The sequence below is a fragment of the Mangrovimonas sp. sgz306409 genome, from assembly GCF_059735265.1.
Map to the genome: position 1 here is coordinate 216,073 of NZ_JCAPEU010000005.1, position 14,424 is coordinate 230,496.

At 40.8% G+C, this 14,424-nt stretch carries 9 protein-coding genes; 4 read left to right on the forward strand and 5 right to left on the reverse strand.

Annotated elements, in window-relative coordinates; all coding sequences use genetic code 11:
• Positions 1 to 157: 157 nt before the first annotated feature.
• From AC6I5C_RS10605 to AC6I5C_RS10625, 5 genes are all read right to left on the reverse strand, one after another.
• Positions 158 to 1,120 (reverse strand): sulfatase-like hydrolase/transferase, encoded by a 963-nt coding sequence (locus tag AC6I5C_RS10605; protein ID WP_497905138.1) that lies wholly within the window; start codon positions 1,118 to 1,120, stop codon positions 158 to 160.
• A gap of 341 nt (positions 1,121 to 1,461) precedes the next feature.
• Positions 1,462 to 2,190 (reverse strand): dioxygenase family protein, encoded by a 729-nt coding sequence (locus AC6I5C_RS10610; RefSeq protein ID WP_497905139.1) that lies wholly within the window; start codon positions 2,188 to 2,190, stop codon positions 1,462 to 1,464.
• Positions 2,191 to 2,296: 106 nt separating this feature from the next.
• A complete protein-coding gene (locus tag AC6I5C_RS10615; RefSeq protein ID WP_497905140.1) occupies positions 2,297 to 2,980 on the reverse strand; it encodes a LytR/AlgR family response regulator transcription factor in 684 nt (227 codons plus the stop codon).
• Positions 2,977 to 4,032 (reverse strand): sensor histidine kinase, encoded by a 1,056-nt coding sequence (locus AC6I5C_RS10620; protein WP_497905141.1) that lies wholly within the window; start codon positions 4,030 to 4,032, stop codon positions 2,977 to 2,979. The genes AC6I5C_RS10615 and AC6I5C_RS10620 overlap by 4 nt, the downstream gene beginning before the upstream one ends.
• A gap of 116 nt (positions 4,033 to 4,148) precedes the next feature.
• Entirely contained in the window at positions 4,149 to 4,631 is a 483-nt protein-coding gene (locus tag AC6I5C_RS10625) for a hypothetical protein (protein WP_497905142.1), read from the reverse strand.
• Between the two features lie 287 nt (positions 4,632 to 4,918).
• On the opposite strand from AC6I5C_RS10625, the gene AC6I5C_RS10630 reads away from it, so the two are divergent.
• From AC6I5C_RS10630 to AC6I5C_RS10645, 4 genes are all read left to right on the forward strand, one after another.
• Entirely contained in the window at positions 4,919 to 7,984 is a 3,066-nt protein-coding gene (locus AC6I5C_RS10630) for a SusC/RagA family TonB-linked outer membrane protein (protein WP_053975464.1), read from the forward strand.
• Between the two features lie 11 nt (positions 7,985 to 7,995).
• Positions 7,996 to 9,597, forward strand: coding sequence for a RagB/SusD family nutrient uptake outer membrane protein (locus AC6I5C_RS10635; RefSeq protein WP_053975463.1), 1,602 nt, complete (start codon positions 7,996 to 7,998; stop codon positions 9,595 to 9,597).
• Between the two features lie 17 nt (positions 9,598 to 9,614).
• Positions 9,615 to 11,579, forward strand: coding sequence for a carbohydrate binding domain-containing protein (locus AC6I5C_RS10640; protein WP_497905143.1), 1,965 nt, complete (start codon positions 9,615 to 9,617; stop codon positions 11,577 to 11,579).
• A gap of 118 nt (positions 11,580 to 11,697) precedes the next feature.
• Positions 11,698 to 14,385: a sialate O-acetylesterase gene (locus tag AC6I5C_RS10645; RefSeq protein ID WP_497905144.1), complete on the forward strand. Its 2,688-nt coding sequence runs from the start codon at positions 11,698 to 11,700 to the stop codon at positions 14,383 to 14,385.
• Positions 14,386 to 14,424: the final 39 nt, after the last annotated feature.

A 14,424-nucleotide genomic window follows, 5' to 3' on the forward strand; every position in this document is an offset into this window, starting at 1 on the left:
AGACTCCTTTTTTAAGTTTGTCCTTAATGTCTGACGCCCCAGCTATGGCTGCAAAGGTTGGTAGCCAATCTTCATGGGCAACAATGCCGTTTAAAGTTTTATCAGCAGGGAAATGTCCTGGCCATTTAATAAAGGCAGGTACGCGGTAAGCACCTTCTCAGTTGGAGTTTTTCTCGCCTCTAAAAGGCGTGGTCCCGGCATCTGGCCAAGTGTTGTAGTGAGGACCGTTATCTGTAGAATACATCACTACCGTATTATCAGTAATGCCCAATTCATCCAATAAATCCAAGAGCTCTCCAACGTTGCCGTCGTGTTCTATCATACCGTCGGTATATTCATCATTACCGGGATGGCGGTGCTCTTCTCTAACATGGGTACGGAAATGCATACGGGTACCATTCCACCATACAAAAAAACGTTTGCCATCTTTCACTGCTTTTCTGATAAAGTCTTTAGCTGCCGCTATAGTTTCGTCATCAATGGTTTCCATACGTTTTTTGGTTAATGGTCCGGTGTCTTCTATGCGTTGTCCTCCTTTGCCATCGGCCCAACAATGAAGCACTCCTCGTGGACCATATTTTTCCAGAAAGGTTTTGCCGTCCTTCATTTTCATCTCTCTTGGATAATCAAAATTTTCGGGCTCTTCTTCGGCATTGAGGTGGTACAAGTTTCCTAAAAATTCATCAAAGCCATGCATGGTTGGGAGGTGTTCGTCCAGATCGCCTTGGTGGTTTTTTCCAAATTGCCCGGTGGCATAGCCCTGACTTTTTAGAACGGTGGCCATGGTGACATCGGTTTTTTGCCAGCCTTGGGCAGCACCTGGCAGCCCTACTTTGGTCATCCCGGTTCTTACGGGTACGTTACCGCCAATAAAGGCGGCCCGACCGGCGGTACAACTTTGTTGCGCATAATAATCGGTAAAGGCAAGGCCTTCTTTGGCAATCCGGTCGATGTTTGGGGTTTTGTAGCCCATCATGCCGCGGTTGTTGTGACTAATGTTCCAGGTACCAATATCGTCTCCACAGATAACCAAAATGTTTGGTTTTTCCTGACTGAAAGAGCATAAAGGCATCAGCATCAACAATAAAAATAACTTTAGTGGGTGAAGTTTTTGTTTCATGATTTTTGAGATTAATTAAAAGGTTATTGATTAATAGTTGTGAAGTAGGAGGAGAATTGTAGAGGGGCTGGTAATCAATAACTAGTGTAAACGAAATAAGTCAAACTTTTACCACAAAGTGTTGATAATTAGTGTTTTGTGCGGGATTTTTTGATTTTAGGGAAATTGTTTGCAAACTTTTTATTCTAAAACTTAAGTTGTTGAAGTTCAGTTAAAACTTTAAAATAGGAAAGTAGAGATATGAAAAGAGGTGTCCAATATTGAACACCTCTTTTCGGCTAACAACTCTAAAGATCAAAACAATGGAATTTTCTAGTGTTTATATGTCGACACCCTAAGGGCTATACGGTGATTATTTTGGTCAAAGTATACCCGTCGGTAGTGTTTCCGGTAAGGGTGTCGGCCATATTATCCTCCAAACTATCCGAGAACACATTATCGGTTTCGTTGGAGGTGTCTGCAGTACCGTGGTAGCCTGACGTGGCGTAAACGGTGTCGCATATATCTTTAGGAAAGGCAATTTGGGTGACTCTTTTTGAGTTGCCATTGGCATCTAGAATTTCCACATGGATGTGAGGTGCCCTGCCCATGTACCATCCAGGAAAAATACTGATAAAGGAGGCTTGGCCATTACTATCGGTAGTTTGACGCCCTCTTAAAAAGTGATTGTCAGTATAGTCGGCCGTCTGCATTTGTACGCCGCCATATTCAGAATAATTGCCATCCGCATCGCAATGCCATATATCCACCAATACTCCTTCCAATGGAGCACAATCGTTGTCTTTATCTTGTATGGTAAGAGTCATGAGGAAAGCCAAACCAGAGCGATCTCCTATAATGTTTTCCCTAACCAATTGTGAGGGTGTTTTGATAGGGAAGGGACCTTTGGTCTCACTTGGGGATAGTACACAGTCCCCAGTAGTACTGCCAGAGTTATTTCCCGAATTGTCTCCCGTTGCCTTACCTGATCCTGAATCATCATCACTGGAACAGCCTGTTAGAACTGTTGGAATGGCTACGATGGTTCCAACTCCCAAAAGTCCGTTCTTTAAAAAATCTTTTCGTTTCATAAGCTGTATGTTTTAATTCTTCAACCAAATTATAAAAAGCTTAATGAGAAATGAACAAATTGAGAGGAAAGGGAGAAAATTTGCGGTTAATTAACCAAAAGTGTGTTTAGCTGAGCGGCTCCAAATTTTGTTTGTAACTGTTACCAATGGGCAGTTTGGCATAGCCTAGGTCTACTTCTTGGGAAGCGATACTTTTAACATTGTGCAAAGGCACAATATAGGATTTGTGGATTCTGGCAAACTGTGCTTTCGGGAGTTTTTCCAAGATGCCTTTCATGGTGGATCTGGTAACCAGACTTTTTTGGTCTTGGATGTAAATTTTTACATAGTCGTCCATGGCTTCCAAATAAAGGATGTCCTGAATTGGGATGCGGTGAAGTTTGTAGTCGGCCCTTATCGATAGCAAGGGGTTGGCATTTTCGTGTGCCTGCTCCAATTCCAAGCTTTTTTGGACCCGCGATACTGCTTCGGTGAAGCGTTCCAAAGAAAAGGGTTTTAATAAATAGTCTGTAGCGTTTAGGTTGAAACCTTCTACGGCATATTCATCATAGGCTGTGGTAAAAATGACCTTTACCGGTTTGGTGAGGGAGGCATAAAAATCGATCCCATTGATATTGGGCATTTCTATGTCCAAAAAAATGACATCTACCGGAAATTTATTGATGTATTTTTTGGCGTTTGCAAGATTGGAAAAGGTTTTTTCCAGTTGAATGCCCGGTACCGCACTGCAAAAGGTCTCTATGACTTTAAGCGCCAAGGGTTCGTCGTCTATGGCAACTGCCGTGATCATGATACGTTTAGTTGTAAAGCCACTTTAAACCTTCCTGATGCTACTGTAGTTGTGAGTTTATGCGCATTGGGGTAGAGAATGTTTAGGCGACGCTTTGTGTTTTTCAATCCTTGCATGGTAGAGGTTTGCTCATCTTGATATTTTTTGGAGAATGTATTCTCTACTCTCAAAAATAAGGAATTCTCTTCGTTTACGGATAGGTCTATGAGAATCTCTGAGTCGTTTTCTGCCGAAGGCCCGTATTTAAAGGCATTTTCAATAAAATTGATCAAAAGCAAAGGCGCTATTTTTTTGTTGGAAAAGTCCCCCGAAAAATTGGCAGTCACCTTTATGTCCTCTGAAATACGCAATTTTTGAAGTGCGATAAAATTCTCTATATAGGCAATTTCCTTTTTGAGATCCACCATTTTTTGGTCGCTTTCCGTCACAACATAGCGCATTAGGTTGGATAGTTTGATGACTGCTTTTGGTGCTTCATCAGATTTTGTAAGGGTTAGGGCATACAGACTATTAAGGGTGTTAAACAGAAAATGCGGATTGATCTGAGCTTTTAAATAGGAGACTTCAGTGGCCAATTTTTCGTTTTGCACACTATGCAGATGTTCTTCTAATCTTAAAAATAGGGACAGTAAAAACACGACGATGTAGTGGAAGAAATAGCTGTCTCTTGAAAAAATGCCGAAAGGCAGCAACCGATTTCTCGGTTCTGGCGGCATTGCGGGCATTTTGGGTCTTTCCATGTTATTTGGGAAGTGTTCTGGAATCAGGATTTGCGGTAAATTAAATACCAAGAGATACCCCAAGAGAGAGAGCCCCAAAAACCAAAACCAGCGCTTTTTGATATAAAATTCTGGTACAATAAAATAGTAATTGCCATAAAACACCAAGAGCAATAGCATATAGCTTAAAAGGCTGCGCTGAAATGGTTTTACCTTAAGTAATTCCAAACCCGAACCAAGGTCGGGGGAGGTTAAAAAAGGGATGCTCACCAAACCAATACCAATCAATAGATTGATGAGGAGGTACCTGTTTTTAAAAGGGCTGAAATTCATATTTCAAAAATACCCCTTAAAGATAGTGATTTGAAAAAAATGAGGTGTTTGCTTGGTACAAAGCGGTAAACGCAAACTTACGTGGCTCATTAAAAGTATGGTATATATGCTAAGGGTTATTCTATGCGTCTGTAATTTTCGGAATAGATTCTATTGCCCTCATCGTCAATCTCGATTTGTGTAAAGGAGTTGGGGCCCAATTGCAATTCGTTATTGAATTTTGTTTTCAAATCGATGATTTTGGTCATGATTTTAGAACCATAATCCAACACTTCCGTTAGGGTATCTCCATGGATTTCGTAACTGCCGTAGCCAAACCATTCCGAGGAATCTGACGGTACATTTTTACACCACATCACCTTAGATTTCGTGTACATTTTTACTTGCCTGTAACCTTCACTGGTTTGGAAGGAGTCTACTATGTTATTGTCTTCATAATTGTAAAAACTCACCAGTTCCCAAGCCCCTTCCAAGGATTTTTTGTTCATTATTTTATCCTTGTTAAGGGGTTCCATGGCTTCCGTTGTGTTGGAAGATTTTGAGTTGTTGCAGGATGCTATAAGTATACAAATGGCTAAAAAAGGGAGTAGTTTTTTCATGATGGAATGCTTTAAAAAAGATGACACGATAGCTGTTTGCTCGCAGAAAATATTAGAAATTACCAATTGTTAACATATGTAAAAATACTCATTTTTATACGAATATCGTAATTTATTTCCCTTTGAATTATTGATATGCATTGAGTTGTTGTGAAAAATTAACAAAAAAATAACGCAACCGATTGAGTAAAAGAAATAATTACGTATATTTATCGATATCAAAATTATACTAGGTTAAAAATACCATAACCTTAAATTAACAGACCTTAAATTAATATTTTGACAAAATGACCGATCAATTCAAAAGTAATTACAGGAATAAACCCCAAAAGGGTTTTTTAACGTTACTGCTCATGGCCTTTGCCTTGGCGGTGCAAGCACAAACGGTTAGTGTTTCAGGAAAGGTTGCCGATGCTACTGGCCCTCTTTTGGGGGTTAGCATAATAGTAAAGGGAACTACTACAGGAACCGCTACCGATTTTGATGGGAATTATACCTTGGATGGGGTAGACTCCAATGCCACCTTAGTTTTTAGCTATGTGGGGTATCTTACCCAAGAAGTAGCCGTTGCAGGAAGAAGTGTCATCAATATCACCCTGCAAGAAGATCTTGCTCAGTTGGATGAAGTGGTGGTAGTTGGATATGGTACAATGGAACGTGCCAATGTAACCGGAGCCATTTCAACAGTTGAAATGGAGGAGGTAGCCAAAGCTCCTGTAGTCAATGTGGTAGAGTCTTTAAGAGGACAGGTTGCAGGGGTACAGATTAGCAGAAATACTGGGCAACCAGGTTCGCCGCCGGTACTTAAGATTAGAGGTAACAATTCTTTGGGGGCTTCTACAAACGGGGGGACAAATCTTGATACTGTGAACCAGCCTATCATTGTTGTGGACGGTGTTCCGTTGGTTGGTGGTAATATGGCCGAGTTTAACCCAGACGATATCGAAAGTATAAATATCTTAAAAGATGCCGCTTCCGCTTCTATTTATGGTTCCAGTGGAGCTAATGGGGTCGTTTTGATCACAACCAAAAGTGGGAAAAAGGGAAAAACTCAAATCACAGTTAACAGTTCATCCGGTTTTGTTAGTTTGGCTCAAAGGCCTGATATCATGACTGGAGACGAATTCGTGAAATTTAGGATAGATGTCAATCAGAACAGTAGTTCAGGAGCGCAGTATTTTCCAAATACTTTGGGATTAGATCCTATTGAATATGCTAACTATATTGAAGGAAATCAAGTAGATTGGATGGATGAGGTTGCTAGAACAGGAGTTCAAAACAATGTAGGGTTGACGGTTTCCGGAGGAACCGAGAAGACAACTTTTTATTTAAATGGGGATTTCTTTAGAGAATCTGGGCCATTGGTGGCTTCAGATTATAAGCGGTTTTCTGTACGCTTCAATGGAGACCTACAAGCAACAGATTGGTTGAAAATTGGAGCTAGAGTTCAACTATCTAAAAGTTTTGCCGACCAAAGAACAGCCATTGTTGGTTTTGGAAATGGAGGAGTGCCAGCCCTGTCTGCATTGGTTGAGTCCAGTCCGTATGGTAATTTATATGATGAAGATGGTAATTACAGCAAGTTTGCAACAACTGACCTGTTTGCAGTAAACCCATTGCACAAGTTTAACGAAAGTGAGCTGGATGTTAATATTACAAGGTCTTATGTGAATCCTTATGTGAATATTGATATAGCCGAAGGCTTGGATTACACCTTGAATACTTTTGCTGAAGACAGAAGAGAGTTTTTAGGAAGATTCCAATCAACTAATTTTACAGATGGTGCAGACAATTTAGCTCAAATAAGAGAGCGTCAACAAGTTACTTATTTGATTGATAATATTCTTTCCTATAAAAAGGATTTTGGTAAGCACGGGTTCGATGTAGCGTTGATATACGGAATGCAAAAATCTGAATGGACAGAGGTTAATTCCCAAGCTACTAGAACAGCAGCTGATGAGTTGGGATATTGGGGCCTTGGAACGGCACCTCAGGAGCTTCAAAGTACAGGGGTAAACACTAGTGATTGGGCTAAATCCTATCTAGCCGGAAGACTTGGTTATAATTACGATGGCCGCTATAGTGCTACTTTAACTTTACGTAGAGATGTGTCCAATAAATTTATTGGAGACAATAGAGTAGGCTACTTTCCATCGGCAGCTTTTGCATGGAATGCGCACAATGAAGCTTGGTGGTTTGGAGGAGATACCTTTAGCAATTTTAAAGTACGCTTGAGTTATGGAGAATTGGGTAACGATAATATTCCTTCATTTTCGTATCAAGCCAATACCAATGCAGTGTTAATTCCGCCGGCAGATGCTGAAACGGGCTTAATCCCTGGAAATGTTGCTGGAAATCCAGATATTAAGTGGGAAACTAGTAAACAGTTCAATGTTGGGGTAGATTTTGGCTTTTTCAATAGTAGGGTTAATGGTTCTGTTGAAGTTTATAACACCAAAACAACAGATGTATTGCTTTATCAGCGCATCCCAGCGGCGCTTAACAATGGATATGAATTCTACCCCTCAAATATTGGTGAGACTGAGAATTCGGGAGTTGAAGTTGGCTTAAGAGGTGATATCATTAGAACCGAAGATTTTTCATGGAACATGGGGGTTAATTGGGCTACTTCGAAAAGTAAAATTATAAGATTGAATGAACTTGGAGAAGATGGAGAACCATTGGATGATATAGATAATGGTTGGTTTATTGGTCAAGATTTCCAGGAAATTTATGGATTTGAATATTTAGGAGTTTGGCAAATAGGTGAAACCCCTGATGTTACTAATTTGGGAGCAGTTCCACAACCAGGAGATCCTAAAATTAGAGATACCAATGGCGATGGCAATGTAGATTTTGAAGACAGAACCTTTTTGGGCAATCCAACACCAGATTGGTATGGTGGTATCAACAATGTGTTCCGATATAAAGGTTTGGAGCTTTCGGTTCTATTTGAATTTGTAGAAGGCGTAAAGAGAATCAATTCTATCTACAATAGTTATAATTCTGCCAGACAGAATAGAATAAATATCAATTATTGGACGCCAGACAATCCAACCAACGATTATCCAAGAGTAGGTGAAGGTAGTGCGATGACTCCAGGAGGAACTTTCTACAATTCTATTTTTCTTGAAGATGCCAGTTTTGTATCTTTAAGAAATGTCTCCTTGTCCTATAGTTTACCAAGTGAAATGCTGGATAGAACTTTTCTAAATGGTTTGACCTTATCCGTTAGTGGTAACAATTTAAAATATTGGACAGATTATACAAATGCCTATTCTCCAGAGATAACAAATACAGATCAGTATCCTATTTCTAAAACTTGGGTGATGGGAATTAAATTAACCTTTTAAAAAAGAAGACAATGAGAAAGTTTTATAAAATTTCAATTGCGCTTTTTGCAGTTACACTCTTTTTTACAGGGTGCCAAGATGATTTTTTAGATCAAGACTTACGCCATACTTTATCCGCTGAGGATGCGGCGAATACGGTAAATGGCAATAAAGCTTTAATTGCCAGTGGTTTGATTTACGCCAGAAGTATTTTTGCTGATGGGGGCGCTGGAATTTCAGTATTTAAGCCCTGCGGTACGGATATCGTGCGGAGTGGGACCAATTTAACTGATGAACCAGCAGATGGATTGTTGGGAATGAATACCTATGACGGTAATTTCTCTGCTGCCAGTGGGCCTCTTGATGCCATGTGGAATTATTATTACTCAGGCGTCACTCCTGCCAATATTGCAATTAGTGGTATAGAGGCTTCAGGCCCTATTGAAGATTTGGATCCAGAAATCAAGGATGCATTAGGCCAAGCGTATACCATGAGAGCCTATTTGTATCTTGAATTGGTGAGAAGGTTTGAAAATATCCCAATAGTGGAAGTAGCCGATTTGGAAGAAACAGGACCTGTGTTTACAACAGAGCAAAATTCTAAAGAGGAAGTATACGATTTAATTATTTCAGACCTAGAAGCTGCCATACCTTTATTGAAAACCAGAAGTGAGGGTGATGATCAGGCAATTTCTATATCTAAAGGTTTGGCTAATATGATGTTGGCAGAAGCCAGTTTAGATATTGGTGATTATACTAAAGCCGTTGCAGCAGCAGAGGCCGTGATTAACGATGGGTCTTATGTATTACAGCCATTGGATAATATTTTTGGATTGGATGGTGGCAAAGGTGGTGAAGAAAATAACAGCGAGTTAATTTTTTCAATTGCTTTTCAAGAGTCCTCATCTACTGTGCAATGGACATCACAAATGTTTGTACCACTGTACGACAGAATCCCAGGTGTAGCCAGAACTATGGAAAGTGGTGGAAGACCATGGTCAAGGTTATCGCCTTCAGAATACTATTGGTCTTTATTTGACACCGATGGTGATGGTGATGTTATGGATGAAGCCGACGGTCGGGTACAAGCTTGGCATAAGTTGTTTTGGACTTTTGATGACCCTGAAAACTTACCAGATGGTGTAGAAATAGGAGATGTAGTTTTAGAAGAGCACGCAGCCTCAACCAATGTAAGATATATTGAACCAACGTCCACTAAAACTTGGGAAAATGGGCAATATAATAGAACAACTGCTTTAGCTGAAGGTTGGAGAAATATTATTATTTTCAGATTGGCCCATGCTTATCTTGATGCGGCCGAGGCTCATTTTCAGTTAGGAAATACCGGACAGGCCATGCAATATCTTAATGTGTTAAGAGAACGTGCTTATGGGAATACTTCTGGGAATTTTTCCAACATCACTTTTGAAGATATTATTGAAGAGCACGCTCGCGAACTGGGCCATGAAGGTCATCGCTGGTATTTCTTAAAAAGAAATGGCCTATTAATTGAAAGAACCAATATGTACAATCCAAATGCAGCTGGAAATATAACTGCTGGAAAACATGAGCGTTGGCCTATTCCTCAAAGTTTTATAGATCAAACAGGTGCTACTCAAAACCCTGGTTACTAACAAGTAAAGAATAAGTTATGAATAAATTTTTAAAATTTCTTTTTAGTGCATTCACAATAGTGTTGGCCTTGACACTTGTGAATTGTAACAATGATGACGATTTTACTGAGGTTTCGGTAACAGCGGTAAATCCAACATCTGTATATCCTCTTGAAAGTGTAACCATTCAAGGTTCAAATTTCGATTATGTACAGTTTGTTTTTGTTGGAGATAAACACACGGAATTTTTCCTCAACGAGGATGGTACTTTAACCTTTGTCGTTCCAGAAAATGCCCAAGTAGGCAACAATGTGGTGACTTTGGCCATGGTTAATGATTATAGAGTTCACTTTAATATTGAAGTCTTATTAACTCCGGTACCTATCATACAAAACTTTGATGCTTTTGTGGCAGTAGGCAGCAATGTTACCATAACTGGTACTAGTTTTAATGCGGGATATAACCCGGTAGTAACAATAGATGATGTGCCAGCCACAATAGTTTCCAATACCGATACTGAATTGGTGGTGACCGTGCCTGCAGGGGTAGATGACAATGCATTTTTGGATCTTACTGTTAGTAATGATTTTGGAGAAGCAACGGCTTCAACAGCTTTTGTGGCAAGACAAAATTTCCTAGTGAATAGTACTTTAAGCGAAGGTTCAGGGGATGAGTTTACCGGATGGGAAAAACTTAACGGTGGAGAAACCATGACCGAGCTTACCGGAGATGATGCTTATGGCGGCGGTCGCTCTATTAGAGTGGCACCTGCTGGAGGTAACCCTTGGGACCGCCAGTTTGCCAGTACGCCAACACCGCTTAACTTTGGAGAGCAATACACCGTTATCCTATTTGCTAAGGCTGAATCAGCTGGAGCGCAAATGCGTGTGTCGGTTTCTCAGTATGATGGTAACGGAGCAGACTATTTTTATGGAGACACCGTTGAAATTTCCAATGCCGATTGGTTGCCATATACATGGACTTTTACGGTGACCAATGATTTACCAACCCACAAAGTGGTGTTGGATATGGGAATGGGAAGCGTACCTTTTGGTATTGATCATATTGCTTTGGTACCTGGAGCATTTTCAGCTGTCGCTGGGCCACCAGAATTATTGTCTAACGGAAGTTTTGAAGATGGTTTGACTGGTTGGGAAAGCTTGAATGGTGCCCATGATATCTCTACTTCTGAAGCCTATTGCGGTGATCAATCTTTAACAGCTATAGGTGCAGGCGCAAACCCTTGGGACACTCAAATTGCTTCCGACCCGATAGACTTGGTTGTGGGAACACAATATGAAATTGGTTTCTGGGCCAAAGCGGCGGGACCTGATGGCATATTTAGAATTTCTATGTCTCAATGGGATGGTAACGGATCGGATTTCTTCTATTCTGACGATTTAGCAATTCCGGAAGATTGGAAGTATTTCTCCTTTGTGTTAGAAGCTGCTTCAGTTCCTTCAGGAGTATATCGATTATTGTTCGATATGGGAGCTACTTCGCAAACCTTCTTTGTGGATGCCGTAACAGTTAAAGAATATGAAATTGTAGGAAGTAGTTTGGCTGCCAATGGCGGTTTTGAAGATGGGCTAACCAATTGGAATACCCTAAATGGCGCCCATGAGGTTTCCACAACAGAATCCCATTCGGGATCGGCTTCCATGACAGCTACGGGCGCTGGAGGCAACCCTTGGGATGTGCAAATGGCATCAGACCCAATGGATATGGAGGAAGGAAATGACTATAAAATTAGTTTCTGGGCGAAAGCCGCAGGACCTGATGGTGTCTTCAGAATTTCTATGTCGCAATGGGATGGTAATGGATCGGATTTCTTTTATTCGGATGATTTAAGTATTCCAGAAGACTGGACTTATTATTCGTTCGTAGTGAATGCGGCTGCAGTACCTTCAGGAGAATATAGATTGCTGTTCGATATGGGCGCCAGTACACAAACCTTTTTTGTAGATGATGTGTCGGTGGTTCCATACGATGCCTGCGATTAAAAAAATAGAAACAGAGTTAAATTAGAATTAGTTTTGAATTAGTTGGAAAATCGTCAGGTCTAGAAGCCTGACGGTTTTTTTATAGCTACATTTAAATTGTAAAATAAAATAGCTTTATATGTACTCCAAATCAATTTTGAAGAGACTCTTGGTCATTGTAGTACTTATTGTTGGTACTTCAAATCTTTTGGCTCAAATTCGACTTCCCAAGCTTTTAAGTGATGGTGTGGTATTACAAAGGGATACAGAACTGAGGATTTTTGGTTGGGCTTCAGCGGGAGAGACCGTTCGCTTAAAATTCAACAAACAAAATTTTGAGACGGTTACCAATGCTTCGGGGGAATGGGAATTCTTAATACCGCCTCAAAAAGCAGGAGGTCCTTACCAAATGACTTTTAGGGGGAAGAACTCAATTGAGGTAAATAATATCCTTTTCGGAGATGTATGGATTTGTTCAGGGCAATCCAATATGGAAATTTCCATGGAACGGGTCAAGGAAAAATACCCAAAGGAAATTGCGGCTTCAAAGAATCCTTTTATCCGCCAAATCGAGGTGGTTGATGCTTATGATTTCCATCAACCCCAAACAGATTTTAAGGCTCCTATGCAATGGTTGGAAGCCAATCCCGAAACCATTTATAAGTTTTCTGCAGTGGCCTACTTTTTTGCCAAAGAATTGTATGCTACTTATCAGGTGCCTATTGGTTTGGTTAATGCCGCCCATGGAGGGGCTAGGGTGTCCTGTTTTTTGAGTGAAATGGCCCTTAAGGAGTTTCCAGAGGATTACCAAGTTGCTCAAAAGTTTAAAAATGACAGTCTTATTGAGGCTATTACAACAGCCGACAATAAAAGAGCGGAAGATTGGTACAAAGAATTAAACTCAAATGATTTGGGTGTTAATCAGTTACCGCAATGGAGTGATCCGCAATATGATGATTCCCATTGGAACCAAATGATGGTTCCTGGATTTTGGGCAGACCAATCGTTGGGCTTTGTGAATGGAGCAGTTTGGTTCAGAAAAACTATCGATGTGCCCAAGTCCATGGCTGGAAAGCCAGCAAAACTTATGATGGGGCGCGTGGTGGACCAAGATTTTACCTATATCAATGGGAAACAGGTGGGCAGTATCAGTTATCAATACCCGCCGAGACGCTATGAGGTGGCTCCTGATATTTTGAAAGAGGGTAAAAATGTCATTGCCGTTAGAGTTGTGAACCAGTCGGGAAGAGGTGGTTTCTTCTATGATAAACCCTATTACCTAGCTGTTGGTAAGGATACCATTGACTTAAAAGGGACTTGGAAGTACCGTTTAGGGACTAACATGGAGCCTTTAGCCTCTCCAACTTTTATTAGATGGAAACCCGTAGGGCTTTACAACAAAATGATTGCGCCTTTAACCCAATTCAAAATAAAGGGTGTGTTGTTTTACCAAGGAGAATCCAATACCTACGATCCTCAGTTGTACTCAAAACAATTTCCTGCTCTCATTTCCGATTGGAGAGCTCAATGGGGGCAAGGAGATTTCCCTTTTTTGTATGTGCAGTTGCCTAATTATATGCAGCCATACAATACAGAAAAGGAGAGTCAGTGGGCGCAATTACGTGAAGCCCAATGGAAGGCTTTGTCGCTTCCCAATACAGGAATGGCGGTCACTATTGACGCAGGAGAATGGAATGATATCCACCCATTGAATAAGGAGGTTATAGGAAAACGTTTGGCTTTGCAGGCACGTTCTTTGGCTTATGGGGAACAAAACTTGGTGGCATCGGGACCTTTGTTTATATCAGCTATTGAAAGGAATGGTGCTTTGTATGTCAATTTCAACAATGCGGGAGAAGGCTTGGTTTGCCGTGGGGATGCATTGAAAGGTTTTGAAATAGCAGGAGCCAATCTTCATTTCGTAAAAGCTAATGCCTCTATTGAAAATAATACCGTGGTGTTGAGCCATCCCAATATTGCCGATCCTCAATATGTAAGATACGCATGGGCCAACAACCCTGTGGAAGCTAATTTATACAACAAAGAAGGATTGCCGGCATCGCCTTTCAGAAACTATGATCCTGAAACGTTGTACAAAGTAGCTTGGCAAGGAAAGCAGTGCGCCGTGGTGCTGACTTATGATGATGCCTTGGATGTGCACTTGGACAATGTAGCACCACTATTGGATGAATTAGGCATGAAAGCGACCTTTTACATTTCGGCAGCAGCAAGCGGTTTTACATCACGAACAAAGGAATGGCAAACCTTAGCCTCCAATGGACACGAATTGGGCAACCATACACTTTATCACCCCTGTTTAGGAAATCTTCCCGGAAGGGAATGGGTTGATCCCAACTATGATTTAAGTACCTACAGTATTGAGAAAATGGTGGAGGAAATTAGATTGACCAATGCCTTTTTAGGTGTTCTAGACCACAAAGCCGAGCGCACCTTTGCCTTTGCTTGTGGAGATATGGCCATAGGAGATAGAACGTTTATGGATTTGTTGAAAGGAGATTTGGCGGGTGCTAGAACTGTGTATAAAGGCATTGAAACGATAGATGCCATCGACCCCTATGCTATCAAGTGTTTTGGGGTGAATGGCGAATCAGGAGAAGAGTTGATTGCCGAAGTGGAAAAGGCGATGAAAAACAAAGGCCTTTTGGTGTTTTTGTTTCATGGTGTGGGAGGAGGCCATTCCTTGAATGTTTCTTTAGGGGACCACGAAGCCCTTGTCCGTTATTTAAAGGCTCATGAAGATGTTATTTGGACGGATACGATGTTGGATGTGGTAAAAAATATTAAAGCCAACCAGGGACAGCAATAGTTCTGTTTTGAAAAAGTTAATAAGCCAAAAATAAAAAAG

What these genes read in the sequence shown, in the direction of transcription:
- AC6I5C_RS10605 (WP_497905138.1), bottom strand. Translation starts at nt 1,120, where the DNA reads ATGAAACAAAAACTTCACCCACTAAAGTTATTTTTATTGTTGATGCTG.
- AC6I5C_RS10610 (WP_497905139.1), bottom strand. Translation starts at nt 2,190, where the DNA reads ATGAAACGAAAAGATTTTTTAAAGAACGGACTTTTGGGAGTTGGAACC.
- AC6I5C_RS10615 (WP_497905140.1), bottom strand. Translation starts at nt 2,980, where the DNA reads ATGATCACGGCAGTTGCCATAGACGACGAACCCTTGGCGCTTAAAGTC.
- AC6I5C_RS10620 (WP_497905141.1), bottom strand. Translation starts at nt 4,032, where the DNA reads ATGAATTTCAGCCCTTTTAAAAACAGGTACCTCCTCATCAATCTATTG.
- AC6I5C_RS10625 (WP_497905142.1), bottom strand. Translation starts at nt 4,631, where the DNA reads ATGAAAAAACTACTCCCTTTTTTAGCCATTTGTATACTTATAGCATCC.
- AC6I5C_RS10630 (WP_053975464.1), top strand. Translation starts at nt 4,919, where the DNA reads ATGACCGATCAATTCAAAAGTAATTACAGGAATAAACCCCAAAAGGGT.
- AC6I5C_RS10635 (WP_053975463.1), top strand. Translation starts at nt 7,996, where the DNA reads ATGAGAAAGTTTTATAAAATTTCAATTGCGCTTTTTGCAGTTACACTC.
- AC6I5C_RS10640 (WP_497905143.1), top strand. Translation starts at nt 9,615, where the DNA reads ATGAATAAATTTTTAAAATTTCTTTTTAGTGCATTCACAATAGTGTTG.
- AC6I5C_RS10645 (WP_497905144.1), top strand. Translation starts at nt 11,698, where the DNA reads ATGTACTCCAAATCAATTTTGAAGAGACTCTTGGTCATTGTAGTACTT.